Annotated in this window: 20 protein-coding genes and 6 pseudogenes; 6 read left to right on the top strand and 20 right to left on the bottom strand. The window is 64.5% G+C overall.

Annotated elements, in window-relative coordinates; all coding sequences use genetic code 11:
- Positions 1-16: 16 nt before the first annotated feature.
- The 9 genes and pseudogenes from rpsS to SHTP_RS20910 form a co-directional block, all read right to left on the bottom strand.
- On the bottom strand, positions 17-298 hold the full coding sequence (rpsS, locus tag SHTP_RS20870) for a 30S ribosomal protein S19 (RefSeq protein WP_011739061.1): 282 nt from the start codon (positions 296-298) through the stop codon (positions 17-19).
- A gap of 21 nt (positions 299-319) precedes the next feature.
- Entirely contained in the window at positions 320-1,162 is an 843-nt protein-coding gene (rplB, locus tag SHTP_RS20875) for a 50S ribosomal protein L2 (RefSeq protein ID WP_096371661.1), read from the bottom strand.
- A 29-nt stretch (positions 1,163-1,191) separates the two neighbouring features.
- Entirely contained in the window at positions 1,192-1,494 is a 303-nt protein-coding gene (gene rplW / locus SHTP_RS20880) for a 50S ribosomal protein L23 (RefSeq protein ID WP_012392940.1), read from the bottom strand.
- On the bottom strand, positions 1,494-2,168 hold the full coding sequence (rplD, locus tag SHTP_RS20885) for a 50S ribosomal protein L4 (protein ID WP_096371662.1): 675 nt from the start codon (positions 2,166-2,168) through the stop codon (positions 1,494-1,496). The genes rplW and rplD overlap by 1 nt, the downstream gene beginning before the upstream one ends.
- Positions 2,168-2,821: a 50S ribosomal protein L3 gene (gene rplC / locus SHTP_RS20890; protein ID WP_015354684.1), complete on the bottom strand. Its 654-nt coding sequence runs from the start codon at positions 2,819-2,821 to the stop codon at positions 2,168-2,170. Before rplC ends, rplD begins: the two co-directional genes overlap by 1 nt.
- A 14-nt stretch (positions 2,822-2,835) precedes the next feature.
- A complete protein-coding gene (rpsJ, locus tag SHTP_RS20895; RefSeq protein WP_003403578.1) occupies positions 2,836-3,141 on the bottom strand; it encodes a 30S ribosomal protein S10 in 306 nt (101 codons plus the stop codon).
- A gap of 290 nt (positions 3,142-3,431) precedes the next feature.
- Entirely contained in the window at positions 3,432-3,698 is a 267-nt protein-coding gene (locus tag SHTP_RS20900) for a hypothetical protein (RefSeq protein WP_096371663.1), read from the bottom strand.
- Entirely contained in the window at positions 3,685-5,016 is a 1,332-nt protein-coding gene (locus SHTP_RS20905) for a lipase family protein (protein ID WP_420866619.1), read from the bottom strand. The genes SHTP_RS20900 and SHTP_RS20905 overlap by 14 nt, the downstream gene beginning before the upstream one ends.
- Positions 5,017-5,571: 555 nt before the next feature.
- Positions 5,572-5,811, bottom strand: a pseudogene (locus SHTP_RS20910) (hypothetical protein); the annotation flags it as partial.
- A gap of 144 nt (positions 5,812-5,955) precedes the next feature.
- On the opposite strand from SHTP_RS20910, the pseudogene SHTP_RS20915 reads away from it, so the two are divergent.
- Both SHTP_RS20915 and SHTP_RS20920 read left to right on the top strand, forming a co-directional pair.
- Positions 5,956-6,777, top strand: a pseudogene (locus tag SHTP_RS20915) (ISAs1-like element IS2404/ISMul1 family transposase); the annotation flags it as partial.
- A gap of 144 nt (positions 6,778-6,921) precedes the next feature.
- A complete protein-coding gene (locus tag SHTP_RS20920; protein ID WP_420872962.1) occupies positions 6,922-8,124 on the top strand; it encodes an ISAs1-like element IS2404/ISMul1 family transposase in 1,203 nt (400 codons plus the stop codon).
- Here the strand turns inward: SHTP_RS20920 and SHTP_RS20925 are convergent.
- Positions 8,121-11,119: pseudogene (locus tag SHTP_RS20925) on the bottom strand (PPE domain-containing protein). The gene SHTP_RS20920 and the pseudogene SHTP_RS20925 sit on opposite strands and share 4 nt — an antisense overlap.
- A 742-nt stretch (positions 11,120-11,861) precedes the next feature.
- On the opposite strand from SHTP_RS20925, the pseudogene SHTP_RS20930 reads away from it, so the two are divergent.
- Positions 11,862-13,841: pseudogene (locus SHTP_RS20930) on the top strand (PPE family protein).
- 134 nt (positions 13,842-13,975) lie between these two features.
- On the top strand, positions 13,976-14,611 hold the full coding sequence (locus SHTP_RS20935; protein ID WP_096372593.1) for a TetR/AcrR family transcriptional regulator: 636 nt from the start codon (positions 13,976-13,978) through the stop codon (positions 14,609-14,611).
- Here SHTP_RS20935 and mftG read toward each other — a convergent pair.
- The 7 genes from mftG to mftA all read right to left on the bottom strand — a co-directional run bounded on the left by mftG (position 14,601) and on the right by mftA (position 21,115).
- The gene (mftG, locus tag SHTP_RS20940) at positions 14,601-16,037 is read right to left on the bottom strand and encodes a mycofactocin dehydrogenase MftG (protein ID WP_096371664.1); all 1,437 of its coding nucleotides are present in this window, start codon (positions 16,035-16,037) and stop codon (positions 14,601-14,603) included. The genes SHTP_RS20935 and mftG overlap by 11 nt on opposite strands.
- An 8-nt stretch (positions 16,038-16,045) precedes the next feature.
- Positions 16,046-17,458, bottom strand: a complete 1,413-nt coding sequence (gene mftF / locus SHTP_RS20945) for a mycofactocin biosynthesis glycosyltransferase MftF (RefSeq protein WP_020788571.1) — start codon at positions 17,456-17,458, stop codon at positions 16,046-16,048.
- A complete protein-coding gene (mftE, locus tag SHTP_RS20950; RefSeq protein WP_096371665.1) occupies positions 17,455-18,207 on the bottom strand; it encodes a mycofactocin biosynthesis peptidyl-dipeptidase MftE in 753 nt (250 codons plus the stop codon). Before mftE ends, mftF begins: the two co-directional genes overlap by 4 nt.
- Before the next feature lie 154 nt (positions 18,208-18,361).
- Entirely contained in the window at positions 18,362-19,534 is a 1,173-nt protein-coding gene (gene mftD, locus SHTP_RS20955; RefSeq protein ID WP_096371666.1) for a pre-mycofactocin synthase MftD, read from the bottom strand.
- 2 nt (positions 19,535-19,536) lie between these two features.
- Positions 19,537-20,712: a mycofactocin radical SAM maturase gene (gene mftC, locus SHTP_RS20960; protein WP_096371667.1), complete on the bottom strand. Its 1,176-nt coding sequence runs from the start codon at positions 20,710-20,712 to the stop codon at positions 19,537-19,539.
- Positions 20,709-21,038: a mycofactocin biosynthesis chaperone MftB gene (gene mftB, locus SHTP_RS20965; RefSeq protein WP_197706201.1), complete on the bottom strand. Its 330-nt coding sequence runs from the start codon at positions 21,036-21,038 to the stop codon at positions 20,709-20,711. The genes mftC and mftB overlap by 4 nt, the downstream gene beginning before the upstream one ends.
- Complete coding sequence (gene mftA, locus SHTP_RS20970; RefSeq protein ID WP_071498352.1) at positions 21,023-21,115, bottom strand: mycofactocin precursor MftA; 93 nt, start codon at positions 21,113-21,115, stop codon at positions 21,023-21,025. Before mftA ends, mftB begins: the two co-directional genes overlap by 16 nt.
- Positions 21,116-21,248: 133 nt before the next feature.
- On the opposite strand from mftA, the gene mftR reads away from it, so the two are divergent.
- Both mftR and SHTP_RS20980 read left to right on the top strand, forming a co-directional pair.
- Positions 21,249-21,842 (top strand): mycofactocin system transcriptional regulator MftR, encoded by a 594-nt coding sequence (gene mftR, locus SHTP_RS20975; RefSeq protein ID WP_096371669.1) that lies wholly within the window; start codon positions 21,249-21,251, stop codon positions 21,840-21,842.
- A pseudogene (locus SHTP_RS20980) lies at positions 21,842-22,905 on the top strand (DUF2332 domain-containing protein). The gene mftR and the pseudogene SHTP_RS20980 overlap by 1 nt, the downstream one beginning before the upstream one ends.
- Before the next feature lie 97 nt (positions 22,906-23,002).
- Here the strand turns inward: SHTP_RS20980 and SHTP_RS20985 are convergent.
- The 3 genes and pseudogenes from SHTP_RS20985 to SHTP_RS20995 all read right to left on the bottom strand — a co-directional run bounded on the left by SHTP_RS20985 (position 23,003) and on the right by SHTP_RS20995 (position 26,019).
- A complete protein-coding gene (locus SHTP_RS20985) occupies positions 23,003-24,241 on the bottom strand; it encodes an NAD(P)/FAD-dependent oxidoreductase (protein WP_020788576.1) in 1,239 nt (412 codons plus the stop codon).
- Positions 24,242-24,250: 9 nt separating this feature from the next.
- Positions 24,251-25,076: pseudogene (locus SHTP_RS20990) on the bottom strand (mycofactocin-coupled SDR family oxidoreductase).
- 133 nt (positions 25,077-25,209) lie between these two features.
- Positions 25,210-26,019: an SHOCT domain-containing protein gene (locus SHTP_RS20995; RefSeq protein ID WP_020788578.1), complete on the bottom strand. Its 810-nt coding sequence runs from the start codon at positions 26,017-26,019 to the stop codon at positions 25,210-25,212.
- Positions 26,020-26,226: the final 207 nt, after the last annotated feature.

Genomic DNA, 26,226 nt, shown 5'->3' on the forward strand with positions numbered 1-26,226 from the left:
CTCTTAGCGCGAACGCTCATCGCCGCTTGCTCTTTCGGTCGTCCTTGATGTGCCCCTTGAACGTGCGCGTGGGGGCGAATTCACCGAGCTTGTGACCGACCATCGACTCGGTGACGAACACCGGGACATGCTTGCGGCCGTCGTGCACCGCGAAGGTGTGGCCGATGAAGTCCGGGATGATGGTCGAACGCCGCGACCAGGTCTTGATGACCTGCTTGGTGTTCTTCTCGTTCTGCACGTCGACCTTCTTCAGCAGGTGGTCGTCGACGAACGGGCCCTTCTTCAGGCTGCGTGGCATAGTTCGCTACTCCTCGACTTCCTAGCGCCCGTGCTTCTTGCCGGTGCGCCGGCGTCGGACGATGAGCTTGTTGCTCGCTTTGTTCGGGTTGCGGGTACGGCCTTCTGGCTTGCCCCACGGGCTCACCGGGTGACGGCCACCGGAGGTCTTACCCTCACCACCGCCGTGCGGGTGGTCGACCGGGTTCATCACCACACCACGGACGGACGGGCGCTTGCCCTTCCACCGCATACGACCGGCCTTACCCCAGTTGATGTTTGCCTGCTCGGCGTTGCCCACCTCACCGACCGTGGCGCGGCAGCGAACGTCGACCCGACGGATCTCACCGCTGGGCATACGCAGCGAGGCGTAGCTGGCTTCCTTACCGAGCAACTGGATGCTCGATCCCGCCGAGCGGGCAAGCTTGGCGCCACCGCCGGGCCGCAACTCCACGGCGTGCACCAAGGTGCCGGGCGGGATGTTGCGCAGCGGCAGGTTGTTGCCGGGCTTGATGTCGGCGTTGGCACCCGACTCGACGACGTCGCCCTGGGAAAGACCGTTGGGCGCAATGATGTAGCGCTTCTCGCCGTCGAGGTAATGAAGCAGTGCGATGCGGGCGGTGCGGTTGGGGTCGTACTCGATGTGCGCGACCTTGGCGTTGACCCCGTCCTTGTCGTTACGACGGAAATCGATCACCCGGTAGGCACGCTTGTGGCCACCACCCTTGTGGCGAGTGGTGATGCGGCCGTGTGCGTTACGCCCGCCATGACCGTGCAGCGGGCGAACCAGCGACTTCTCCGGAGTCGAGCGAGTGATTTCGGCGAAGTCCGACACGCTCGCGCCGCGCCGACCCGGGGTCGTGGGCTTGTACTTGCGAATTGCCATGTCTAATCAGGTCCTTGTCTCGCGCCCGGCTAGGCCGGCGCTCCGAACAGATCGATCGGCTTGCTGCCCGGCGCCAGGGTGACGATGGCGCGCTTAGTGCTCTTGCGCTTGCCGTACCCAGTCCGGGTGCGCTTGCGCTTACCCTGCCGGTTGGCGGTGTTCACCGATGCGACCTTGACCGCAAAGATCTTCTCGATAGCGATCTTGATCTGGGTCTTGTTCGAATCGGGGTGCACCACGAATGTGTACACGTTGTCATCGAGCAGCGCGTAAGACTTCTCCGAAATCACCGGCGCCAGAATGATGTCGCGCGGGTCAACGATGGTCGCCATTAGGTCGAAACCTCCTCGGACGTGTTGGCGGCGATATAGGCGTTGAGCGCCTCAACACTGAAGACCACGTCGTCGGCGCGCAGCACATCGTAGGTGTTGAGCTGGTCCGGGGACAGAATGTGCACACCGGGCAGGTTGCGCACGCTCTTGACGCCGGTCTGGTCATCGCGTCCGATGACCACCAGCACCTGCTTGCGGTCGGTGATGGTGGCCAGGAATGTCTTGGCGCTCTTGGTGGACGGAGTCTGGCCGGCGACCAACTCGGTGACGGCGTGGATACGCCCGTTGCGCGCCCGGTCCGACAACGCCCCGCGCAACGCGGCCGCGATCATCTTCTTGGGGGTGCGCTGGCTGTAGTCGCGCGGTTTCGGACCGTGCACCACACCACCGCCGGTGAACTGCGGGGTCCGCGTCGAACCTTGACGGGCGCGGCCGGTGCCCTTCTGCCGGTATGGCTTACGGCCACCGCCACTGACGTCGCCGCGTGTCTTGGTCGAGTGCGTACCCTGACGGGCCGCTGCACGCTGAGCGGTCACCACCTGGTGCATCAGGGCGATGTTCGCCGGAACATCGAACAGCTCGGCCGGCAGCACGACGGAACCGTCGACCTTGCCGTCCGGCGCCTTGACCTGAATTTCCAAGTCTTTCTGGGCGCTTTGGTTTTGCGCAGCCATTACTTCTCACCTCGTTTGATCGCGCTGCGGACTATTACGAGCCCACCGGTGCGGCCGGGAACCGCGCCCTTGATCAACAACACACCTTGCTCGGCATCGACCTTGTGCACCAACAGGTTCTGCACGGTCACCCGGTCGTTACCCATCCGGCCGGCCATCCGCGTGCCCTTGAAGACGCGCGCGGGAGTGGCACAGCCACCGATGGAACCCGGCCGGCGGTGCACCGCCTGGGCGCCGTGGCTGGCGCCCTGGCCGCTGAAGCCGTGACGCTTCATGGTGCCGGCGAAGCCCTTGCCCTTGGAGGTACCGGTGACATCGACGTAGCTGCCGTCGGCGAAGATCTCCGCCGTCAGCTCCTGGCCGACTTCGTACTCGGTGACCGCCTCGGCATCGTCGAGCCGCAGCTCAGCCAGGTGACGCCGGGGGTTGACGCCCGCGGCGGTGTACTGGCCGGTGACCGGCTTGTTGACCTTGCGCGGACTGATTTCGCCGTAGGCCAGCTGCACTGCGCTGTACCCGTCGCGCTCCGGTGTGCGGATACGCGTTACAACGTTCGGCCCCGCCTTGACCACCGTCACAGGTACGACTTTGTTGTTCTCGTCGAAGACCTGCGTCATGCCCAGCTTGGTACCGAGAATGCCCTTTCGTGCCATGCTCTCAGAACCTCCTACTGGATGTTGACGTCGACACTGGCCGGAAGGTCGATGCGCATGAGTGCGTCAACCGTCTTCGGCGTCGGATCGATGATGTCGATCAACCGCTTGTGCGTACGCATCTCGAAGTGCTCCCGCGAGTCCTTGTACTTGTGCGGTGAGCGAATGACGCAGTACACGTTCTTCTCGGTCGGCAACGGCACCGGACCAACCACGCTGGCGCCGGTACGGACCACCGTCTCGACGATCTTGCGCGCCGAAGCGTCAATAGCCTCGTGGTCGTAGGCCTTGAGCCTGATGCGGATCTTCTGTCCCGCCACGCTTCTCCTACCTCACTCTAAAAACTTGAGGCCCGTGTTCGGACCTGGTGCCCCCAGCCCGCCGATCGGCCCGGTCTCTGCCGGGTCGAACTGCGCGCGCTGGATACTGCGCCGCTGTTTACCTGTCGTGGTACACCGGCCCCCGCGGTCAGGCGTGTCACCCGCACGCAGCCTTGTAGGCGCCAAAATCTGGTCGCACTCCAAGGATGGGACCGGACGCGCCCGTGTGGACGCCGGTCGGATGCCCGGCCAGGCCTGATCCCGGCTCAAGACGACCTGAACAGTATGCCTCAGATCAGCGGTTCGGCCAAATCCCAGGTGACGTCACCGACGAACTGGATCATCGGCGCAGCGCGACCCTCCTCGGGCGGCCGTTTGGCCAGCGCCCGGACCGGACCGGATGACCATCGATCATGCCAAGACGACCGACCGGGTGCGCTCACCAACGGCAGCGCGGTGCAACGCCCCGCACCGGTCGGGCCCCGCCTGCCCAACGCCACCCGCCCGTCGTCCAGGGCCGGCGCGGCCGCCGTGGCCGTCTGCTCAGAACTGGCCACAGTTGGGCGCGGCGGGAAGGCCGTTGAATCGGTCGGCGACCCACTGTAGAGCACGCTCGCCGTCCACCCAGAAAGTCAGCGCATGGTTGACCGAGGCCTTGTTGAGAAACGGCGGCTCCTCGTTGGTCCAGAACTCGACCTGTGCACCCTGCGCACACCAATCGCGCCCGAGTTGGCTGGCTTGGGTCCAGGGCACCAACGGGTCGTAGCGGTTGTTGACGATCAGGACCGGCGCCGACGGCTGGTGCCGTCCGAGTCGCTGGGCTTCGAACAGCGTCTTGAACGGCTCCTCACGGACCAGTTGGTCCAAGTCCTTGGTGAAGTAGCCCCGAAGATGGCGGAACATGAACTTGAACGACGTCTCCTGGACGCACTGGTGACGCGTCTTGGCGAGCAGGTCCTCCCCGCGCGGGGTCATCCGTTCGTGAATCGCATCCGCCAGTTCCGGGTAGGCGTAGATGAATCCGTTGATCAGGTAGCCGGCGGCGCCTACCAGTACGTTGCCATCCATATAGGGCAGCATCTCGACGAGATCGGCGGGCGGCGCACCCGCATACGTGTCCACCACATCGAGTTCGGGCGCGTAGCTCGACACGAGTTCGGCCACCGAGGCCGCGGCCCCACCGCCTTGCGAATACCCCCAGAAGGCAACGGGGCCGTGTGGGTCCAAGGATGTTCCCGGCAGTCGCTGGGCGGCGCGCGCGGCGTCGAGCACCGCGTGCCCCTCGGCCAGCCGATTGACATAGGTATGCGTTCCGGGAGTCCCCAGCCCCTCGTAGTCGGTCATCACGATGGCAAACCCGCGGGCCACCATGGTCGCGACGAACGTCTCTTCGTAGTTGACCATCAGGTCCAGCCACGGCGACCAGTGGATGCCTTGGTTGAAGACCCGCGACAGCGCGCACTGATCCCCCTGCCCGACGGTGCCTGGCGCGTAGCTGAGCAGCGGCCGCGGCCCGCTTCCCGGCCAAGGGTTATCGGGCTCGAAATACGTGCCGGTGACTGCGATCGGGTTTCCCCGGGTGTCGGTGCTGCGGTACATTATGCGTGTTCCGGTTGCCATGATCGCGCCCAGCTGACCGGATGGTTCCAGCACCAGTCGCGATGGCTCGGTGCGGATCACGTCGCCCGGCTCGCCGGGCGGCAGCGGGTCTGGCGGAGTATAGAACTGGTCGTATTGGCTTTGATCGCCTTCGGATTCGAAGCCGCCGTCGGCGCGCGCCGAGTCCGGCGCAACAACGGTGATTGTCGCGCAGGACAACATGGCCACCACCACGACCTGCAGCCGCGATTGAAGGCGACCCCTCGCAGCACGCATACCACGAACGAATAAATCGCGTTTCTCAATTATCATATTTGGCCGGTCAATTTTGTGAGCAACAAAAGACATACGGACGGCGCTCACTTGAGAAAAATGCATCAGCGATCGATCGCGACCAGGTAATTCAGACGAATCGGACAGGGCCGGCTCGCCCGTCGGCAGCCGATACGACTACGGCGTCTCCGGTCACCGCACGGAGCACAGCAGCGCCGACAGAACGCCCATATTCGGCTATCTAGACGTACTTTCAGCACTACCCGCGCAGGCTGGCCGACCGCCGTCACACCCCCGCTTGTCCGGTCCCGGATCAGCGCAGGGACCGTCATTCAATGCACTCACAACCGCTGTTTTCGCCGTCCGGAGATTACAGCCGACGACCACAAAACAGCCGCACCGATTGCGCCGCCAGTCCCATATCAAACCTCGACGCGGGGGCTATCTGCGGTCTGTCGATTACCGCTTTCATTTCTACCCCAGTCCGGCCCCCTCATTCGATATCAAAACCATGGCCTCGGAGAGGCGGGTGCCGGGCATTCACCACCCGGCCGTGTTTCACGGCACGTTGCTCCCGAAGAAGCCCGAAAGGTTGCTCCCGATGTTCGCGAAGCCGGAGATCAGGCCCGTCAACGAGAACGGCCGGACACCGGTGTTGGCAAAGCCCGACACCCCGCTGCCCAGATTTGAGAATCCGGAGGAAAGTCCCCCGTAGTTCTGGTACCCTGAACCCCCCAGCAACCCGACGGGGTTGGTGTTGAACCAGCCGGAAAGCCCGGATCCGTTGTTGCCTAGACCCCAGGGCTCCGGCGTTGTTGATTAGCAGGCTTGTGAGCTGGGTTGATGATCTTTGGTGCCGCGCTATTGGGGCCGGAGTGTAGGCACGGGCTATCTGGAGAACGATCGAGTTGGTTACTGTTCGTCGTTGGTCTGGAGTTGCCCGTGCCTACCGTTTCAGTATTGCCTGTGTCGTCGGTTCCAGAGGTGTTCGACCGCTGGAGTCCTGGTGGGCGCAGCGGGCTCATCGGATCGGAGTTTCTCGATGTGTTGGCCTCGGTGCCAGACCCGAGGGACCCACGCGGTCGGAGGTATTCGCTGATGGCTTTGTTGGCGATCGCGGTTCTGGCCACTGCCGCGGGGATGCGCGGCTATGCTGGTTTTGCCACATGGGCGGCCACCGCTCCCGATGATGTGTTGGCCCAATTAGGGGTCCGGTTCCGGCGGCCCAGTGAGAAGACCTTCCGTGCTGTTTTGTCTCGGCTAGACCCCGCCGACCTCAACGCCAGGATGGGCAGTTACTTCACTGCACACGTGGCCAGCAGCGACCCCAGTGGATTGGTGCCGATCGCGTTGGACGGCAAGATGCTGCGTGGTGCTTTACGCGCCAAAGCGACAGCCACGCATCTCGTGTCGGTGTTCGCCCACCGTGCCCGATTGGTGCTCGGTCAACTCGCTGTCGCCGAGAAAAGCAATGAAATTCCCTGTGTACGTGCCCTGCTCACGCTGCTGCCGGGTAGCTTGCGGTGGCTGGTCACCGTGGATGCGATGCATACCCAGGTCGTCACCGCGAAGTTGATCTGCGCCACCTTGAAGTCGCACTACCTGATGATCGTCAAGTCCAACCAAGCCAAAATACTTGCGCGTATCACCGCGCTGCCCTGGGCCGAGGTGCCCGCAGCCGCTACCGACGACTCCCGCGGCCACGGCCGTGTCGAGACCCGCACCCTGCAAATCATCACCGCTGCACGAGGAATCGGCTTCCCCTCAGGGCTCCGGCGTTGTTGATTAGCAGGCTTGTGAGCTGGGTTGATGATCTTTGGTGCCGCGCTATTGGGGCCGGAGTGTAGGCACGGGCTATCTGGAGAACGATCGAGTTGGTTACTGTTCGTCGTTGGTCTGGAGTTGCCCGTGCCTACCGTTTCAGTATTGCCTGTGTCGTCGGTTCCAGAGGTGTTCGACCGCTGGAGTCCTGGTGAGCGCAGCGAGCTCATCGGATCGGAGTTTCTCGATGTGTTGGCCTCGGTGCCAGACCCGAGGGGCCCACGCGGTCGGAGGTATTCGCTGATGGCTTTGTTGGCGATCGCGGTTCTGGCCACTGCCGCGGGGATGCGCGGCTATGCTGGTTTTGCCACATGGGCGGCCACCGCTCCCGATGATGTGTTGGCCCAATTAGGGGTCCGGTTCCGGCGGCCCAGTGAGAAGACCTTCCGCGCTGTTTTGTCTCGGCTAGACCCCGCCGACCTCAACGCCAGGATGGGCAGTTACTTCACTGCACACGTGGCCAGCAGCGACCCCAGTGGATTGGTGCCGATCGCGTTGGACGGCAAGATGCTGCGTGGTGCTTTACGCGCCAAAGCGACAGCCACGCATCTCGTGTCGGTGTTCGCCCACCGTGCCCGATTGGTGCTCGGTCAACTCGCTGTCGCCGAGAAAAGCAATGAAATTCCCTGCGTACGTGCCCTGCTCACGCTGCTGCCGGGTAGCTTGCGGTGGCTGGTCACCGTGGATGCGATGCATACCCAGGTCGTCACCGCGAAGTTGATCTGCGCCACCTTGAAGTCGCACTACCTGATGATCGTCAAGTCCAACCAAGCCAAAATACTTGCGCGTATCACCGCGCTGCCCTGGGCCGAGGTGCCCGCAGCCGCTACCGACGACTCCCGCGGCCACGGCCGTGTCGAGACCCGCACCCTGCAAATCATCACCGCTGCACGAGGAATCGGCTTCCCCTACGCAAAACAAATCATCCGGATCACTCGTGAACGCTTGATCACCGCCACCGACCAGCGCAGCGTGAAGGTGGTCTATGCCATCTGCAGCCTGCCGTTCGAGCACGCCCGCCCTACCGCGATCATGACCTGGATGCGTCAACACTGGGGAATCGAGAACAGCCTGCACTGGATACGCGACGTCACCTTCGACGAAGACCGTCAAAGGGCACATACCGGAAACGGCGCACAGGTCCTAGCAACGCTACGCAACACCGCGATCAATCTGCACCGCCTCAACGGCGCCGACAACATCGCCGAAGCCTGCCGGATCACCGCTTTGACCGCCAACCGCCGCCTAGACCTCCTCAATCCACAATTCCCCAGCTCACAAGCCTGCTAATCAACAACGCCGGAGCCCTGGCCTAGACCCGAGTTGCCACCCGCACCGGAATTGAAGAAGCCCGATGAGGGGGTAGCGCTCGAGTTCAGGTAGCCGGGCCCCGCTGGGAATGCGAACTCCCCGATGGTGGTGCCGGGCAGATGGATGCTTGGGATCGTGAGCGGCGGTGTGGTGAACGACCCCAAGCCGATCGGCGGGTTGGTTATTGGCGCCGTGGTGAACTGCGGGGTACTGATCTGGGGCAACGTGAACCCAGCCACCGAAACCGGATCAATCGTGAACGGCGCCGTCGTGAACTCCGGAGTACTGATCTGCGGCAACGTAAACCCAGCCACCGAAACCGGATCAATCGTGAACGGCGCCGTCGTGAACTCCGGAGTACTGATCTGCGGCAACGTAAACCCAGCCACCGAAACCGGATCAACCACCAACGGCGGAGTCGTGAACTCCGGAGTCGTAATCTCCGGCAACGTAAACCCAGCCACCGAAACCGGATCAACCACCAACGGCGGAGTCGTGAACTCCGGAGTCGTAATCTCCGGCAACGTAAACGCGCCCACGATCGTGGGCGGAATGCCGATGGGCGGGATGGTCAACTCGGGCAAGGTGAAGGCTCCAACGTCGATCTGGGGAAGCGAGAAGCCGATGCCGCTGATCGCGAAACCTTGGATGACGATGTCGCCCGTAGAGATGTATGCCTGGTGCTCCAAGCCACCGATTTGGGGGATGACTCCGGGTTGACCCGTTTGCAGGAATTCTATGTTGTTGGGAATGAAGGCAACAAAGTTGTTCACCCTGACTCCAGGAATTGTCACCGTCGGCAACTCCAGGTAGCCGGTGCTGGACACGGTGCTGATGGCGGGGGTCCTAAATCCGCCCGCGTCTATTCCACCGACGGTGATCGATCGCGTCTGTAGGGCAGGAAGGTCAAAGCCGCCGACCGTGGTCCCAGCAGGCACCGTCAAGGACGGTATCGTCAACGACGGAATGCCCAACTGCGGCAGACTAAACGCACCCACCGTCGTACCCTCCGCCAACGTCAAAGGCGGAATCGTCAACGACGGAATACCCAACTCCGGCAGACTAAACGCACCCACCGTCGTACCCTCCGCCAACGTCAAAGGCGGAATCGTCAACGACGGAATACCCAACTGCGGCAGATCGAACCCACCCGCCACAACATTGGCCGGCGTCGTCGCCGCCGGAATCGTCAACGCCGGCACCGTCACCCCCGGCAAATCAAACCCACCCACCACAACATTCGCCGGCGTCGTCGCCGCCGGAATCGTCAACGCCGGCAACGTCACCCCCGGCAAATCAAACCCACCCACCACAACATTCGCCGGCGTCGTCGCCGCCGGAATCGTCAACGCCGGCACCGTAATCGGCGGCAAATCAAACCCACCCACCACAACATTCGCCGGCGTCGTCGCCGCCGGAATCGTCAACGCCGGCAACGTCACCCCCGGCAAATCAAACCCACCCACCATAACATTCGCCGGCGTCGTCGCCGCCGGAATCGTCAACGCCGGCACCGTAATCGGCGGCAGGCTCAGATTGGGGATGGTAATTCCGGGGATTTCAAGAGGCGGCAGGGTCAGGTCGGGCGTAGTGATGGAGAAGTAGAAATTGCCCTGGCCAACGCCACGATAGAAGATGCCGTTGTTCATCTCGCCCGTGTTCAACAGGCCGTTGTTCATGTCGCCGATGTTGAATGCGCCGGTATTGAGGCTGCCCGTGTTGAACCAGCCCGTGTTGGCGGTGCCCGTGTTGAGGGCACCCGTGTTCGATGGGCCGGGGTTGAAGGAACCCATGTTGAAGCTACCGGTGTTGAGGCTGCCGGTGTTCGCGTTGCCGACGTCAAGCAGGCCGGTGTTGAACGAACCCGCATTGAGCAAGCCCGTGTTGGCCTGCCCGGAGTTGAAGAGTCCGGTGCCGTAGGCACCAGAGTTTCCGATGCCGAAGTTCCCGGTACCTGAATTGAACAGGCCGACGTTTCCGGTGCCCGAGTTGAACAGGCCGAAGTTGCCGACGCCGGAGTTCAACCCGCCGATACCAACCTGATTGTCGCCGGTCAGCCCGATGCCGATGTTGTTGTTTCCGGTATTGGCAAATCCAAAGTTGCCGGAACCCGCGTTGGCAAACCCAGTGTTGAGACCGCCCAGGTTCCCCCAGCCCAGGTTATTACCACCACTGTTTGCGCCACCAATGTTGTTGCTACCCAGGTTCGCCCAGCCGGCATTGGAGCTGCCGAGATTTCCGGATCCGAGATTGAAGTCGCCGAGGTTGCCGCTGCCGAGGTTGCCGATGCCGTTGTTCGCGTTACCGACGTTGCCGCTACCGATATTGGCGAGCCCGAAGTTGACAGTGCTGGCGTCTGCCGGTAGCCGCAGCGCCGTGACCGCAGCGGTGACCGTGGTTGCGGGCGCACCATTTCCGAATGCCGCGATCACCCTGCCCGGCAGGTCCGACAGATTCTGTAGAGGCTGTGCCAGCGGTGTCAGCGATGCTGCCGCCGCTGAAGCACCGGCATGGTAGGTCGCCATCGTTGACACATCCAGCGCCCACATCTGCTCATACTCGGCTTCGACGGCCGCGATCGCCGGCGCGTTTTGGCCGAACAGGTTCGACAGCACCAGCGACACCAGGCTGGAACGGTTAGCCGCGAGCAGGAAGGGCTGCACCATCGCTGACTGCGCAGCGGCGAACTCGGCCACCAACGCCTCAGCCTGGGCGGCGGCCTGTTCGGCATGGGCCGCCGCCGCGTTCAGCCACCCGAGGTAGGAGCCCCAGCGGTCCCCATCGCTACCGACGATGCTCCCTGCCACGCGCCGCCGACCAGCCCCGAGGTCACCGAAGCGAAAGAGTCTGCCGCGGACTCCAGTTCCACGGCCATCCCGCCCCAGGCCGTCGCAGCCGTGCGCATCGGCTCCGCCCCGGGCCCCGTGAATATCAGCGCGGAGTTGACCTCCGGTGGCAACACTGAAAAGTTCATCGCCCAACCCTCCCGGTCTGGCCGCGGGCCAGCACTCGCGCCGAGTACCGCCTTGCTTATCGAGTCGACTTCCGAAGCAGCAGCGAAATGACAATGGTCGCCTTCAGCACACTTTCGCTGCATGAATTCCCGCTTGAAAGCGTGATTTAATCCTGGCGCGGGGCCGCCACAAAATTTGGTGTACCAAAAATTCATTCCCCCGACTGCAGATCGAAATATAGCGGCAGCTCACGTAGGGCCGCAAGCGTTTCGGCTGATAGGGCGCGTTATGAACCAGCCCCGTCCATTGCGAGACGCCAGTGTTGCAAACGTGACATCGCGGTCTCCAATTGCGGCTGGAATCTTAAATAACGGCGCCTGGTCGCATTGTTTCGGAGTTAGCTTTCCGGCAGGTGTACACCAATTCGCCGCACCGACAAAAGGAGGAATGACTGATGGACGTTACGCGAAATAGGCGACTGTTCACACTCCGCGCGCTGGGCGCCGTGGTAGCCGCCACGATCGCCGCTGCGGCGTTGTCAAGTTGCAGCAGCTCAGGGGATCCAGGCATCCAGGATCCGACGATACAGGGCGCCGCGAGTTCCGCGGACCTGATTAACGCGGGGTAGCTGCGGGCTAACTCGAGGTCGTTCGCACTCTCATCCGATGCGTTGTTTCTCAGACGCATCGGATGAGAGTTGCGTTTTGAGCCGGTTGGCGGGCTATGGGATGCTGACCGCTGGACCAAGGAAGGGCCGTGCTGATGTTGGCGAGTTTTTCGGTGTTGCCCCCGGAGATCAATTCGGCTCGGTTGTTTGGTGGCGCGGGATCGGCGCCGATGCTGGCCGCCGCGACGGCCTGGGACGGGCTGTCTGCCGAGTTATCCGGTGCGGCTGGCTCCTTCGGGTCGGTCACGTCGGGGTTAGCAGCCGGGGTGTGGCAGGGTCCGGCGTCGGCCGCCATGACGGTGGCGGCCGGCCACTATGTCGGCTGGTTACGCACCTCGGCCCTACATGCCGCGGGGGCGGCCGCCGCCGCGCGCGCAGCGGCGGCCGAATTCGAAGCCGCCCTGGCGGCCACGGTGCATCCGGTCCCGGTCGCGGCCAATCGTGCACAGCTGGCGTCGCTGGTGATGACCAACCTGTTCGGCCAGAACGCGCCGGCGATCGCGGCCGCCGAATCCTCATACGAGCAGATGTGGGCCCAGGATGTCTCGGCCATGGCCGGCTATTACGGCGGCGCCGCGGCGGTGGCCGCTCAGTTGGCACCCTGGAGCCAGCAATTGGGCACGATCGTAGGCGCTGTGGGCGGCAGTGCCGGCGCCGGGCTTTCCCGGGCCTCCGGCCTCAGCGCAACCGCCGCGAACAACAGTTCCATCGGCACGAATGTTACTGCCGCACAAACGCTTGCGGAAGTGATGGGCGGCAGTGGCATTTCGATGCCCTCGCGACGCTACGTGCAACTCGCCAACTCCCTCTATATCGGCCGCAGTGTCGGGGGCGCGGTCGCGCAGGCGTTGTTCACCCCCGAAGGCCTCTACCCGGTGACCGGGGTCAAGAACCTGACGTTTGACACCTCGGTGGCCCGGGGGGTGGTCATCCTGGAGAGCGCGATCCGCGAGCAGATCACCGCCGGCAACAACGTCACCGTGTTCGGCTACTCCCAGAGCGCCACCATCTCGTCGCTGACGATGACCAAGCTCGCCGCATCGATCAACCCGCCCACGCTAGATCAGCTCTCGTTCACGCTGGTGGGTGACCCCAACAATCCCAATGGCGGAGTGGCCACCCGGTTCCCGGGACTGTCGCTGCCGAGTCTGGGGATCACCGCCAGCGGCGCCACACCGGACAATCTCTACCCGACCAGGATTTACACCCTCGAGTACGACGGCGTCGCCGACTTCCCGCGCTACCCGCTCAACCTGGTATCCACCCTCAACGCGCTAGCGGGTGCCTACTACGTGCACACCGACTACTTATTCCTAACTCCCGCCCAGATCGATGCGGCCGTGCACCTGACCAACACGGTGGGCCCGATCATGACCGACTACTACGTGATCCGCACCGAAGACCTCCCGCTGCTCGAACCACTACGAGCACTGCCCGTACTCGGAGACCCGCTCGCCGACCTGGTCCAGCCCAACCTCAAGGTCATCGTCAATCTGGGCTACGGCGACCCCGCCTACGGATACTCGACCTCACCGCCCAACGTCGCTACCCCCTTCGGGCTCTGGCCCTAGGTGAGCCCGCTGACCATCGCCGACGCACTCGCCGCCGGCACCCAGCAAGGAATTCACGACTTCGGCTACCACATCAGCCATCTGGATCTACCGCAGATCACCAACGGGTCCAGTTCACCGGTGGGCAATCCGCAGGCCGCTCCCACCACCGGACCCGCCGCGCCGATGGTCTCGATCAACACCATCATCGACGACCTACAGGCGGCCAATAGCCAGGTTGCCAACACCTTCACCGAGGTGGGTGCCGCCAGCTACGCAGCCCTGCTGCCCACTGCCGACATCGCCAATGCCGCCATCACCAGCGTGCCGTCCTATAACATCAACCTCTTCCTCGACGGCATCCAACAAGTCGCCAACGGCGACCCGATGGGTTTCGTCAACGCCGTCGGATACCCCCTGGCGGCGGACGTAGCCCTGATTACCGTGGCCGGCCTCCTGCAAGCCTTCGTCCTGGTAAACGCGGGCCAGGCAATCGCACATGCGATCACCACGCCCATCGGCTGATCAGTTACGGACGCAGATCGGGGACCACGCCGCCCACCCAGCGCCCGGAGGCCGCCACCCGCACGAACCCAGCAGATTGAGACAAAATTGCATTCGCTGAGATAATTTTGTTTCAGATGATGTACTATCGTCTCATGGCACTGGATCACGAACGCCTTCTTCGAGCCGCCGCAGAGTTCCTCGGCCGGAGGCCTAACGCAACCCAAGACGAGATCGCCGCGGCAATCGGCGTCAGCCGTGCGACATTGCATCGCTACTTCGCCGGCCGCGCCGCGCTGATCGATGCGCTAGAGCAGCTCGCGTTCGGCCAGATGCGCGAAGCGCTGAAAAGCGCTCGCTGGCAAGAGGGATCGGCTACCGAGGCGCTGCGGAGGCTGGTGGCGGCATGCGAATCGGTATCCGGGTACCTGACGTTGCTCTACGCCTACAGTCAGGATTCCGACACCAATGAGCTCAAGCAGGGCTGGCTGGAAATCGACAGCGAGATCAAGGAGCTGTTCCTCCGCGGTCAGCGCCAGGGCGAGTTCCGGCCCGACCTGGCGGCCGGGTGGCTGACCGAAGCGTTCTACAGCCTGGTCTCCGGCGCGGGCTGGTCGATAAACACCGGACGGGCGGCCCCGCGCGACTTTGCGCCCATGATTGCCGAACTCCTGCTGCACGGCGTGAGCCACTCCGGTCAGCCGAGCACCAACAATCACCACGCCCCGGAGCGCCGCCGGCTCGGTAGCGAGCCGATGCGGCCGATGATCAACTCGCGGGCTACCCGATGAATTCCGCCGCCCGGTGACCCAGCATCACGATTGTTGCGTGCGGACCACGGCTGGGAATCAGCGGCAGGATGGATCCGTCAACCACCCAAAGGTTTTCGATACCACGCACCCGGCACTCGGGATCGACGACGGCCGTCGGGTCGGCATCGACACCCATCGGTGCGCTACCGCACAGATGCTGCGATGTCGACCATCCCGGCTCCCCCGCCACTGCCGACCCCGCTAACTCGCGCGCCAACTCGGTCCCCCGCTGCAGAGCCGCGACATCGGCCGGCTCACTGTCGTAGTGGTGTCCGATCCGGGGAGGCACTGAAGGGTCGGGCGATGCCAAGGTGACCCGGGCGCGAGACCGCGGTCGCATCAGCGCCACTCCGAGGTGCGGCCAGTCCCGATGCCCCTTAGCAGCTGCGCCCGCCATTGCTTCGAATCCTGTTGTGTATGGCCTAATTTCGATGCCGTCAGTGGTATTGAGTACCGCCTCCAACACCGGCCGTCCGGCGGCGACGGTCCATGTGGTCGGCAACGCCCATTCAGGATGGTCGCTGCAATTCATCCCGACGGGCAACGCCTGCACCACCGGGACCCCGGCGGCCCGCAGCATCGCATGGTCGCCGATACCCGAGAGCATCAGCAGGTGTGCGGATCCAATTGCTCCGGCACAAAGCACAATTCGATCCGCCCACAGAGTCATCGGCCCCCTCGGACCGACGGCATCGACGCCCACCGCGGTCGCGGCGGAAAAGCGCACTTGCTGGGCCCGGGTTTCTTCCAGCAGGGTCAGGTTGGGGCGGCCCAGCGCCGGCAGCAGATATGCGGCCCCCGACCCGGTCCGTACCCCGTCAACGATGTTCAGCGGGACCGCGCCCACGCCCGCGGCGATATCCGGACCAACATCGTTGAGATCGGCGATCCAGCCGAACCCGGCACGCTGAGCGGCCGTGACGAATCGCTGCGTGACTCCGGTCTGATCGCGGATCCGGCGCACCGGAATGGGACCCGTGCGGCCATGCACGGGCGTGTCGAAGTCCAGGTCGGTCTCGATCGCCCGGAAGTGTGGGAGCACCTGCGACCATGACCAGCCCGGTATCGCGGCACCATCGAAATCCCGCGCCAGCCCGCGGCAGAAGTACCCGCCGTTGACCGCCCCAGAGCCGCCAAGTGTCACCCCGCGCAGGATCGGAGTTCGACGAACTGGATGATCCGTGAGCTGGCTCTGATAGCGCTGAACCAACGGACTGTCAGCACTGATCGGTAGCTGCAGCCCGTTGGCAGTTTGAGCCAGCAACCGTGGATCAGCAAGGCCGGGCCCCGCCTCGACCAACGTCACCGCGCAACTCGGATCGGCGGAAAGACGCGCGGCCAGGACCGATCCGGCGCTTCCGGCGCCGACGACCAGGACATCACTGTGGCGCAGCGCCGCGGTCAAGGCCGCCGTTACCGTCGGATCTGCGGCTTGAGCGCGCCCGCGTTGCGTTCACGCATCACCCCGTACCACAGGCCGAGCCCGTAGGCGAGGTCGTCAATGCGCTTGAGCAGTAGGTAGGTCAGCAACCCAATCGGTTCGGAGTCGCCGTCGGGGTCCTCTCTGCGGCGCAGCCAGTCGACCACACCGTCGATGACCGCAGCCACCAGCACGACCCGCCTACAGTGCCGGGACACAATGACTGCGATCAATGTCACCGGCCAGTAATGCCGGCAAATGGCCGACGCCAACTGCAGTGCGGCCGACCATAATCCGCGCGCCGCGACCACCACCACATCCCACGATGAGGTTTGGGCACTACGCAGTGCCGTGGCAATTCGCCGGCCCGTCAACACCGCGATGATCAGCGAGGCCAGCTGCGTTGCTCGGGTACCCAGCGACATCAGCACCCAGGCAGTCAGGGCCCAGCCGGAAATCACCAACGGCGCGGTCTTGTCCGGGTGGCGCACCGACAGCGGCGCCGCCGACCCCCCGTAGAACGCCTTGCGCGCGATCCAGGCACGCAATTGGGTCCGATGCTCATGACCAACCAGTGCAATCGGCTCGTAGCGCAGCCGGGCACCGGACTCGATAAGGCGCCAGCACAGATCGACGTCCTCACCGGAGTGCATGGTTTCGTCGAACCCGCCGACCTGACGGATGGCGGAGCAACGGCAGATGATCGCGGCGCTGGGAACGTAGGACACCGGGCTGTGCGGCAATATCGGCGCTTCCCGCTGACCAAGGTCCAGCGATGAACGCACGGCCTCATAGCGGGCCACCAGATTCTCACTCGGCGCCAGGCCCACAATGCGAGGCGCGACCAACGCCACGGTGGGATCGCAGAAGTGCCCGAGCAGGGCCTCGAGCCAGCCGCGGCGTGGCGCCACGTCGGAATCCAGAAATGCCACGAACTCGGTCGTGCAGGCTGCCAACCCTGTGTTGCGAGCGGCGGCCGGCCCCTTGCTGCGCCGGTGGTGCAGCACTTCGATATCGCAGTGCGCCCCCGCGAAGTCCTCCAGCTCGACCGGGCTCGACGACCCGTCATCCACCACGATCACGCGCAGGCCACGCAGTGAGGCAACCAGCCGGCGCACGCCGGATGCATTGTCTCGCACCGGTATCACGACAGTGACATCGCGATGCGATGGCCCGCTCGCCGGCCGGGGATGCGCTACCGTCGCGTCCAACAGCGTGCGGGCCAGCTCAGCGCTGATGTCGTCGCGAACCTTCAGACGGCCGTCACAGAGCATGTCCTGGGCGGCAGGCGCCAGACGTAGCAATCGGGTCGGCGACCCACCGAGCAGGGCCGACCCGCCGCCGAGCACCCGCACGCGACGGTCAACCTGAACCGCGAACCCGTCAGGTAGTCGGGGTTGCGTCATGTCAGCATCCCGTCGGGCCCGGGGGTCCACCGGGCAATTCGAGACACGCAATCATCGACCATCTCTGCGAAGATTCGCCTTCCCTCTACTGCGGTCGCCGCGGTCGGATCGCCCAGCACACCTATCGGGCTGACCGCCGCGACGCCACCGCGGCGCAACGACGGCAGCAATTCGGCCAGCGGCGCCGCGTTCCCCGCACTCAGCCGGTCGGTCAGCACCACCTCCGGTGAAATATGCAGCAACACTGATGTTTCAGTATGGCCGGCATGAGCGTCACCGCCCGCCGAGCCACAGGCAGACCATCCGGCGTCGCGACCTTCGGCGCGCAGCTGCCGAACCGCACCACGCAAGGCCTCGACATTGCCACCGTGCCCGTTGACGAAAACCAGCCGATCAGCCCAGCAGGCGGCCGACCTCCCGTACTCGAGCAGCAGCACCCTCAGAGCCTCGGCGCCGATCGAGATCGTTCCGGCAAAACTCTGATGCTCACCGCTGGCACCGTATGCGATCGGGGGCGCCAACAGCCAACCGGGTTGACACTGAGTCAGGCGGCCGTGCATGCGCGTGGCAACCGCCCGGCCGACCGCGGTCGCGATCCGGGTGTCGGTATCCAACGGCAGGTGCGGTCCGTGCTGTTCAGTTGACCCCAGCGGGATCAATATTGACGGCGAGGTGCTTGGTAGCTGGCTCGACGTCGAAGTCCCCAATTCGCCGAGTACGGGCACTCGCCGATGGTAGGACGAATTCACCTGGCGTGCACCGATTGTTACCTTTTCTACGGATTTTTTTCTTCGGGTCGACGCCTGACCGGCCCGAACTCAACTCGCCGGACCGGCGGCGGCGCCCGACCTCACAGATTCTTGATACGGCCGCTCAACTTTGTGGTAAGGCAGGCCCGGATTCCTACCCGCCCAGGCGCCGGACGAAATCGCCGGGGATCAGAATGTCGTCTGACCGCAGGTCATGGATCGAACTATGGCCCAGACCCATCAGCGCCGAGTCGATGCCGCCGCGCAGAATGTCAAGGACGTTCTCGACGCCGGCCTGACCGTTGGCGGCCAGTCCCCACAGGTAGGCGCGGCCAACCAGCACCGCCCGGGCACCCAGCGCAACCGCCTTGACCACGTCGCTCCCCCGCCGGATGCCGCCATCCAGCAGCACCTCGACCTGGTCGCCGACCGCTGCCGCCACGGCGGGCAGGGCCCGAATCGACGCCGGCGTCCCATCGAGGTTGTTTCCACCGTGGTTGGACACCGAAATCGCCGAAACTCCAGCGTCAACAGCCCGTTTGGCGTCGTCGACCCGCATGACCCCCTTGAGCATGAAAGGTCCACCCCATAGCTCACGCAACCAGGCAATGTCATCCCAGGTCGGTGGCGGGGTGCCCATCCATTCTCCGTACGCGGCGAAAAACGCGGGACCGGGTTCGCCGCGCCGCCCCTGATTTGGCACCCGCAGATCCGGTGGCCGCAATGTCTTACCGAACTTCCACAGCCACCTGGGGCGAACAATCGCCTCCGGCGACAGGCGCAGGATGGTCCGCAGGTTCATCTGTTCGGGGATCTTGGGGCTGCCCCAGTCACGCCCGTGGGAGAACGTCCAGTCCGTGGTGACGATCAGGCCCACCGCTCCGGCCTGACGGGCCCGCTCGACACGCTCGGCAATCGCGTCGCGCCCGCCGAGCCAGTAGATCTGAAAGAAGATTTTGGGGTTGGCGGCGATGACATCTTCGATCGTCTTGCTGGCAAACGACGACAGGCCCATCGCCGTGCCACGTGCGGCCGCTGCGCGGGCAACGGCCACCTCACCGTCGGGATGCACCGCTTGAACGCCGGTGGGCGAGATGAGAACAGGCATCGAAATATCCTGTCCCATAACGGTGGTCGACATATCGCGCTTTTCAGCTGCGCCGATGACATGCGGTGCGAAGCCGAGTTCGCTAAACGCCGCCACATTGTCGGCCACCGTTATTCCCTTTTCGCTGGCCGAAATCAGGGATGAGTAAACAGATTTCGGGAGACGCCGTTTCGCCCTCTGCTGGGCGATGGCGACCGTTTCAAACCACTCATCGGCCATGACTACACGGGACTTTCGTTGCACAGGCGCGCGGGCGGGCGCGTCGTCAGCGTCAGGGGCACCGGCGCGCTCACTCGGCTGCCCCGCGAGTGATCCACCCGCGGACGCGGCGCATGGCGCTCCTGCGCCAGTGCCGGCGCACCGTACCCCTGGACGCACTCGGGGTCGGGCCCATCGAGCGGAAGACCGGTAAAGAACTTGGCTGCCATGCAACCACCGCGGCAGCTGTCGTAGTGCCCACAACTGCCGCAGGCGCCCGCCGACTGCGGCTCCCGCAGCTGCCGGAACAACGGCGCGTTCTTCCAGACCTGGTCAAAACCGCCGTCGGTCAGGACGTTTCCAGCTAGGAAGCGGTCGTGGATGGCGAACGGGCAGGCGTATACGTCACCCACCGGATCGATCAGGCACACCACCCGCCCGGCTCCACACATGTTCAGACCGGCCAGCGCGCCCGAGGACCCCAGGGGCGCCAGGTGAAAGAACGAATCACCGGTCAGTACCCGTTCGCCCTTGGCGACCAACCAGTCGTAGAGCGCGACCTGCTGGGCCGCGGTGGGGTGCAATTCCTCCCAGACGTCCGCACCGCGCCCCGACGGCCGTAGCCGGGTGATCCGCAGCGTGGCACCGTAGCGGTCCGCCAGCGCGGCGAAATCATCGAGTTGGCCGACGTTGTGCCGGGTCACCACCACGGAGATCTTCGCGTCGGCGAAACCCGCGGCCGCCAGGTTCTCGAGCGCGCGCACCGCCATGGCGAACGATCCGGCACCCCGGACGGCGTCATTGACTTCGGCGGTCGCGCCGTCGAGCGAGATCTGGACATCGACGTAGTCGCTGGCAGCTAGCCGCGCGGCGACCTCCGGGTTGCTCCGAACCCCGTTGGTAGAGAACTTCACTCCGACGTGGTGTGCGGTGGCGTAGTCCACCAGCTCCCAAAAGTCCGGACGCACCGTGGGTTCGCCACCACCGATGTTCACGTAGAACACCTGCATGCGTTCCAACTCGTCGATGATGTCCTGGCATTGCCGGGTGGACAACTCACCCGGATCCCTCTTGCCTGAGGACGAAAGGCAATGCACGCAGGCCAGATTGCAGGCGTAGGTCAGTTCCCACGTCAAACAAATCGGCGCGTCGAGCCCATGCTCGAACTGCTCGATCAGCCGCGGTACTGCGGTCGTCATTGATCAGCCTCCTGGGGAACCAGCATGTGAGAGCCGGCCAGAACCGACAACGCGTGCAAGTAGGGAGCGTGTTCGGAGTCATCAACCCCCGCGGCGCGGCAGGCCGAGCGAACATCGGGATGGTCGGCCAGTGACCGAACGACCGCCAAGATGGTGCGATTTTTCAGAAATGACAGCTTGCGGGTGCCGAAGTGATAAAGCAGCGCTCCAAACGGCTCCGGCCGCACCGCCACTTGCGCGTGCAGCCGCCAGCCCCGATCAGGGTCGAAAGCCCCGGCCCCGGCCGCCGCCTGCGCCCGCGCGGGCACGGTCAGTAGACCCCGCACATGCCGTCGATGGACACCTCTTCGACCAGCGACTCGGTGACCAGCTCGGCAGTCTCGGCTTCAGTTTCGCGGTCCATGTGAGTTGCCTTTCGTCATGGGCGTTAACAATGAGGTGACAATGAGCGGTGGCGCTAGTCACAGTCAGCGTCACAGTCAGCGTCAGCGATGCCAGAATATGGCATCGAGTGCCGAAATGGAAGGGTGGAACCGATGGCGCATGAGTCGCGGGCCGGTCGGCGCCCCTCGACGACCAAGCGCCACATCGCCGACGTTGCCATCGACTTGTTCGCCGCCCGCACCTTCGCCGAGGTCAGCGTCGACGACGTTGCCCAAGCCGCCGACATCGCCCGACGCACCCTGTTCCGCTACTACGCCTCGAAGAACGCGATCCCCTGGGGCGACTTCGACACCCACCTTGCCCAGCTGCAGGATCTGCTCGAGCGCATCGACGGGCACGTTCGGTTGGGCAAGGCGCTGCGGGAGGCGCTGTTGGCGTTCAACACCTACGACGAATCCGAGACCATTCGGCATCGCCAGCGGATGCGCATCATTCTGCAAACCGCTGAGCTGCAGGCGTATTCGATGACGATGTATGCCGGCTGGCGTGCGGTGATCGCCGGTTTCGTGGCCCGACGACTCAGTGTCAAACCCACCGACCTGGTGCCCCAGACGGTTGCCTGGACGATGCTCGGCGTCGCGTTGAGCGCCTACGAACACTGGCTCAGCGACGAATCCGTCTCGTTACCGGAAGCGCTCGGGAATGCCTTCGACGTCGTTGGCGCCGGCTTGGAGAAGCTGGACTGATGCAGGAGGCAAAGAGTGGGGGTATCGAGCATCTGCTGCACACCCTGCGGTCACAGGGCCGGTTCTGCGCCCGATCCGGATCGCCGATGTATGGCGAGTTGTTTGAGTTGGTCGCCGCCGATGTCGAAGCGGGCGGCGTATTCGCCCCCATCCTGGCCGGCCACGAGGACGACCCGTCCCGGTATGCCACCCCGCTGCGGCTGCTCGGCGGCCTGCACCGAATGGTGCTCGACGGCCGGGCACCCACGTTGCGCCGCTGGTATCCCAGCACTGACGGCAGCTGGGACGCCAAGAGCGCCTGGCCCGAAATCGAACTCGTCGCGGCCAACCACACCGAAGCCTTGCGCGGCGCTCTTGACCAGCCCCCACAGGCCAACGAAGTCGGCCGGTCGGCGGCACTGATCGGTGGCCTGCTGCACATTCGCAACGAATTCAACTTTCCGGTAGGACTTTTCGAGATTGGGGCCAGTGCCGGACTGAACCTGCGGGCTGACCGCTACCACTACCGCTACGCCGGAATGACGTGGGGCCCGATCGACTCCCCGGTGATTATCGAAGATGCTTGGCGCGGTGAGTTGCCGCCCGCGCTGGCACTACAGATCGTCGAACGTCACGGCTACGACATCGCACCCATCGATATCTGCGGCACTGACGGCGAAATGACCGTGTTGAGCTATGTCTGGCCCGACCAGCACGCCCGGATGAAGCGGCTGCGCGGCGCGATCGCCGTCGCGCGGGACGTCCCGGCACAGCTCGAACGCAAGACCGCCGCCGACGGCGTCGCCGGGCTGACGCTGCAAGACGAAACGCTGACGGTGTTGTGGCATTCGATCACCTGGCAATACCTGGCCGCCCAGGAGCGTGCCGCGATCCGCGACCGAGTCGCGGAGCTGGGCGCACAGGCCGGCCCCCGCTCACCCTTCGCCCACCTCACCCTCGAGCCCGCACGCGACGAGGGTGAGGTGGGCTCAAGTTCCTGGTACGTCTGGCCAGCTGGCCGTCCGGCGAGGCCCGGGTTCTAGGCCAATGCCATCCGCACGGGCCACCGGTGAACTGGCAGTAGCTTTCTCGGCGCGCCATCGCCCAGATTTCGTTAGCGTCGGCCACCGCACAAGCGGGCCACCCGGGCCGGCGCCAGGCGCCGGTATCCGCGCGGATGTCTAGCCCTGCGATTCGTCCAGCATCTCGGAGATGGGCACGGCGGCGGCGATTTTGGCACGTACCTTCATGACCTTGCCCGGCACCCCGCCACCGACCACGCCAACGAGCACACCATCACGCTCGTAGTAGGCAAGGAACTTTCGTCCGTCGTCCTCGACCAGGTGCACCACATCGGTCGAATGCGGCTCACCAAGGCATTGGATCTTGACGTCGTACTGGTCACTCCAGAAGTAGGGCACCACCACGTTCGAGGACACTTCGCGCCCCAACATCGCCGGCACCACTACCCGTGCCTGATCGGCTACATTGCTCCAATGTTCCACGCGGACTTGGTGTCCCATTTGATCCCGCCAGGATGCAACATCACCGAGCGCCCACACGTTGGGCGCGCTGGTACGTCCGGCGGCGTCACAAACCACGCCGTTATCGACCGCGATGCCGCTACCGTCGAGCCACCCGGTCGCCGGGTGCGAACCGATGCCGACAACCACCAGATCGGCGTCGAGTTGCGTGCCGTCGGCCAGCACCACGGTGTCGACATGGCCGTCGCCGCGGACCTCAGCCACCCCAACCCCGGTGCGAACATCGACGCCCTCACTACGATGCAGCCGCGCCACCAGCTCGCCGATCTGCTCGCCGAGCACCGCCGCCAGCGGCGTTGGCTGTGGTTCGACCAGCACCACCTCCACCCCGAGACCACGCAGACTGGCCGCCACCTCACACCCGATGAAACCGGCACCAATCACGACCGCGCGCTTGGCGGCCGAGGCGTGGCTGCGCAGCGCCATACATTCGTCAAACGAGCGCAGCACCCGAATGCCCTCGAGTTCGGGGAAGGCCGGAATGCGCCGGGGCACCAATCCGGTTGCGATAACCAGCTCGTCGTAGCCGAGCACCGTCCCGTCGGCCAGCGTCACGGTTTGCGCGGCGGTGTCCAAGCCGGTTGCCGCCGAGCCCAGCCGCAGGGTGATGCCCTTCTCGTCGTACCACTCGCGTGGCTTGAGCGACACGTCGTCGACCTCACTGCGCAGCACCTCTTTGGACAGCGGCGGTCGGTCATAGGGCAGGTGCACCTCGTCGCTGACGATCGTGAGCTGACCCTCATAGCCGGCCCGACGCAGCTGCTCGGCGGTGCGGGCGGCCGCCAGCCCGCCGCCGATGATCACAATCCCGTTGGCCGCCGTGGCGCCGGGATCCTGGGTCACACCTTCACTACTGGTCACGTGGTGTTCATACACGATGGCGTGTCAGTACTTCAAGGCGCCCTTGTCAACGGGGATCTGTGCCCCGCTCAGCGTGCCAGAGCCGTCGCCGGCCAGCCAGACCACGACATCGGAGACCTCCTCGGAGGTCATTAAACCTTTGTACTGCAATGGCATTGGCGGGAAGCTATGCAAGAAGCGGGGATGCTCGCCGAATACCTGCATCATCACGTCCGGCTCGATCATCGGCGTCTCGACCGAGTACGGATGAATGGAGTTGACCCGGATGTCGTACTCGCCGAGTTCGATGGCCAGGGTGTTCGTCAGCGCCACGAGCCCGTGCTTGCTCGCCGCATAGTGACCGTTGCCCGGTGTGGCCTTCAAACCTGCCGACGAGCTGACGACGATGATCGACCCGCCATTGCCAGCCTCGATCATCGCGGGCACCGCCGCGCGCAGCGTTCGCCAGGTGCCGCTGAGGTTGACGCCGATCACGGTGTCCCACTGCTCATCGGTGAGTTCCCAGAGCCTGCCCCAGCCCAACACCCCGGCATTGGCTACCACCACGTCAAGCCGACCGAATTCCTCGACCCCATCGGCGACCAGTTGCTGCAACGCCGCACTGTCGCGGACATCCGCCTGGCGCGCTAGTACCTTGCGACCTTCGCTCTCCACCGCGCGGATCGTCTAGCTGAGGTCTGCCGCGGTGGCCGGTGCGTAGGTGATGCTCTCGGATACCGGTCCGCAGATGTCCATGGCGATGATGTCGGCACCCTCGCGCGCCAACCGCACCGCATGCGATCGCCCCTGCGCGCGCGGCCCCGGTGACTAAGGCCACCCGTCCATCCAGTGATCCAGTCTGTGCAGCCACGTACACCCCTCTCGCCGAATGTCAGGCTAGCAGCGAAACTGAAACGTGTTCTAACGCGCCCGCCGGCGCTGGCATGTCGTGGCGCCCGGCACGCCACCGGCCCGACGCGCCTGGCGGGGCGCCAGGATTCGGCTCAGATCTCGGAGATGATCTGGGCACGCCTGCTGGCGTACTCCTGCGCGTTCAGCGCCCCACTGGCATGCAGCGATTCCAGCTCTTGGAGGCGCTCGGCGATGGAGGCTTGTGGGGTCGCACTCGGCTGGGCCGCACCCGCGGGCATCTGCTGCTGGGCCGCACGGCGCACCACCGCTTGGATCTGTTGGCGCAGGACCGGATTCGATCGGATGTCCACCATTCGGTTTAGCGGAATCCCGTTGGCCTTGAGGATCTGCAGAATCTCCATCAACGGACCGGCCTGTCCGCTGAGGTCGTATGTCCTGTTGTCTTCTGCGACGGTGAACTGTGCCGGGACCAGGCCGTTGACCAGCGCACTGCGCTCCCAGTCGATCAGGTATTCCCGAGTGGCGGGGTTGACCAGCACGACGAGTTTGCGCGCGGTGAGGTTGCCGAGGCGGGTCACGCTGGCGATGACCCGGTCTTCGCTGTCGAACGCCGCGATCCCAGGACCCGAGATATGCAGGTGGACCTTCACCAGGGGGCGGTCGTTGATCCGGGTGCCGGTCTCGGTCAGGCCGGTGATTTGGGCCAGCGCCAACACTCCGCTCTGCTCGAGCTCAGCGGACTTGGCCGCCGATTTCGCGCCGAAACTGGTCAGCGCCAGCGCAATCAACACATCGGCCACGGTGATGAGCAGGCCCACATACAACATCCACGACAACAGGCTGCCCACGTCGAGGGCAAAGTAGACGATCAGGAAAATCGGCCCGACCAGACCGCCGCAAAGCAGCACCAGCAACTGCATCTTCAGGTAGCGCGCCAGCATCTTGTTCTCCTCGGGTCGCCGGGAAATTGATGCCAGATTAGCGCCCTTTGAACTGGGCGAAGACCAAACACGACCGTCGGGTGGCGCCGGTGCCGCGATCGATGGCCGCCGACCGCGCACGTTGCACGGCGGCAAAGGTGATCCGGTTCTGGTGCAGGCAATTCGGCGGCGGGCAGACAAACACCAGGCCCGGATAGCCGATCTCGG

It is taken from the genome of Mycobacterium ulcerans subsp. shinshuense (assembly GCF_002355775.1).
Taxonomy (GTDB): Bacteria; Actinomycetota; Actinomycetes; order Mycobacteriales; family Mycobacteriaceae; genus Mycobacterium; species Mycobacterium marinum.

Coding starts and splice junctions, on each gene's coding strand:
- rpsS (WP_011739061.1), bottom strand. CDS start 298: ATGCCACGCAGCCTGAAGAAGGGCCCGTTCGTCGACGACCACCTGCTG.
- rplB (WP_096371661.1), bottom strand. CDS start 1,162: ATGGCAATTCGCAAGTACAAGCCCACGACCCCGGGTCGGCGCGGCGCG.
- rplW (WP_012392940.1), bottom strand. CDS start 1,494: ATGGCGACCATCGTTGACCCGCGCGACATCATTCTGGCGCCGGTGATT.
- rplD (WP_096371662.1), bottom strand. CDS start 2,168: ATGGCTGCGCAAAACCAAAGCGCCCAGAAAGACTTGGAAATTCAGGTC.
- rplC (WP_015354684.1), bottom strand. CDS start 2,821: ATGGCACGAAAGGGCATTCTCGGTACCAAGCTGGGCATGACGCAGGTC.
- SHTP_RS20905 (WP_420866619.1), bottom strand. CDS start 5,016: ATGCGTGCTGCGAGGGGTCGCCTTCAATCGCGGCTGCAGGTCGTGGTG.
- SHTP_RS20935 (WP_096372593.1), top strand. CDS start 13,976: ATGGCACTGGATCACGAACGCCTTCTTCGAGCCGCCGCAGAGTTCCTC.
- mftF (WP_020788571.1), bottom strand. CDS start 17,458: ATGACGCAACCCCGACTACCTGACGGGTTCGCGGTTCAGGTTGACCGT.
- mftD (WP_096371666.1), bottom strand. CDS start 19,534: ATGGCCGATGAGTGGTTTGAAACGGTCGCCATCGCCCAGCAGAGGGCG.
- mftC (WP_096371667.1), bottom strand. CDS start 20,712: ATGACGACCGCAGTACCGCGGCTGATCGAGCAGTTCGAGCATGGGCTC.
- mftA (WP_071498352.1), bottom strand. CDS start 21,115: ATGGACCGCGAAACTGAAGCCGAGACTGCCGAGCTGGTCACCGAGTCG.
- mftR (WP_096371669.1), top strand. CDS start 21,249: ATGGCGCATGAGTCGCGGGCCGGTCGGCGCCCCTCGACGACCAAGCGC.
- SHTP_RS20995 (WP_020788578.1), bottom strand. CDS start 26,019: ATGCTGGCGCGCTACCTGAAGATGCAGTTGCTGGTGCTGCTTTGCGGC.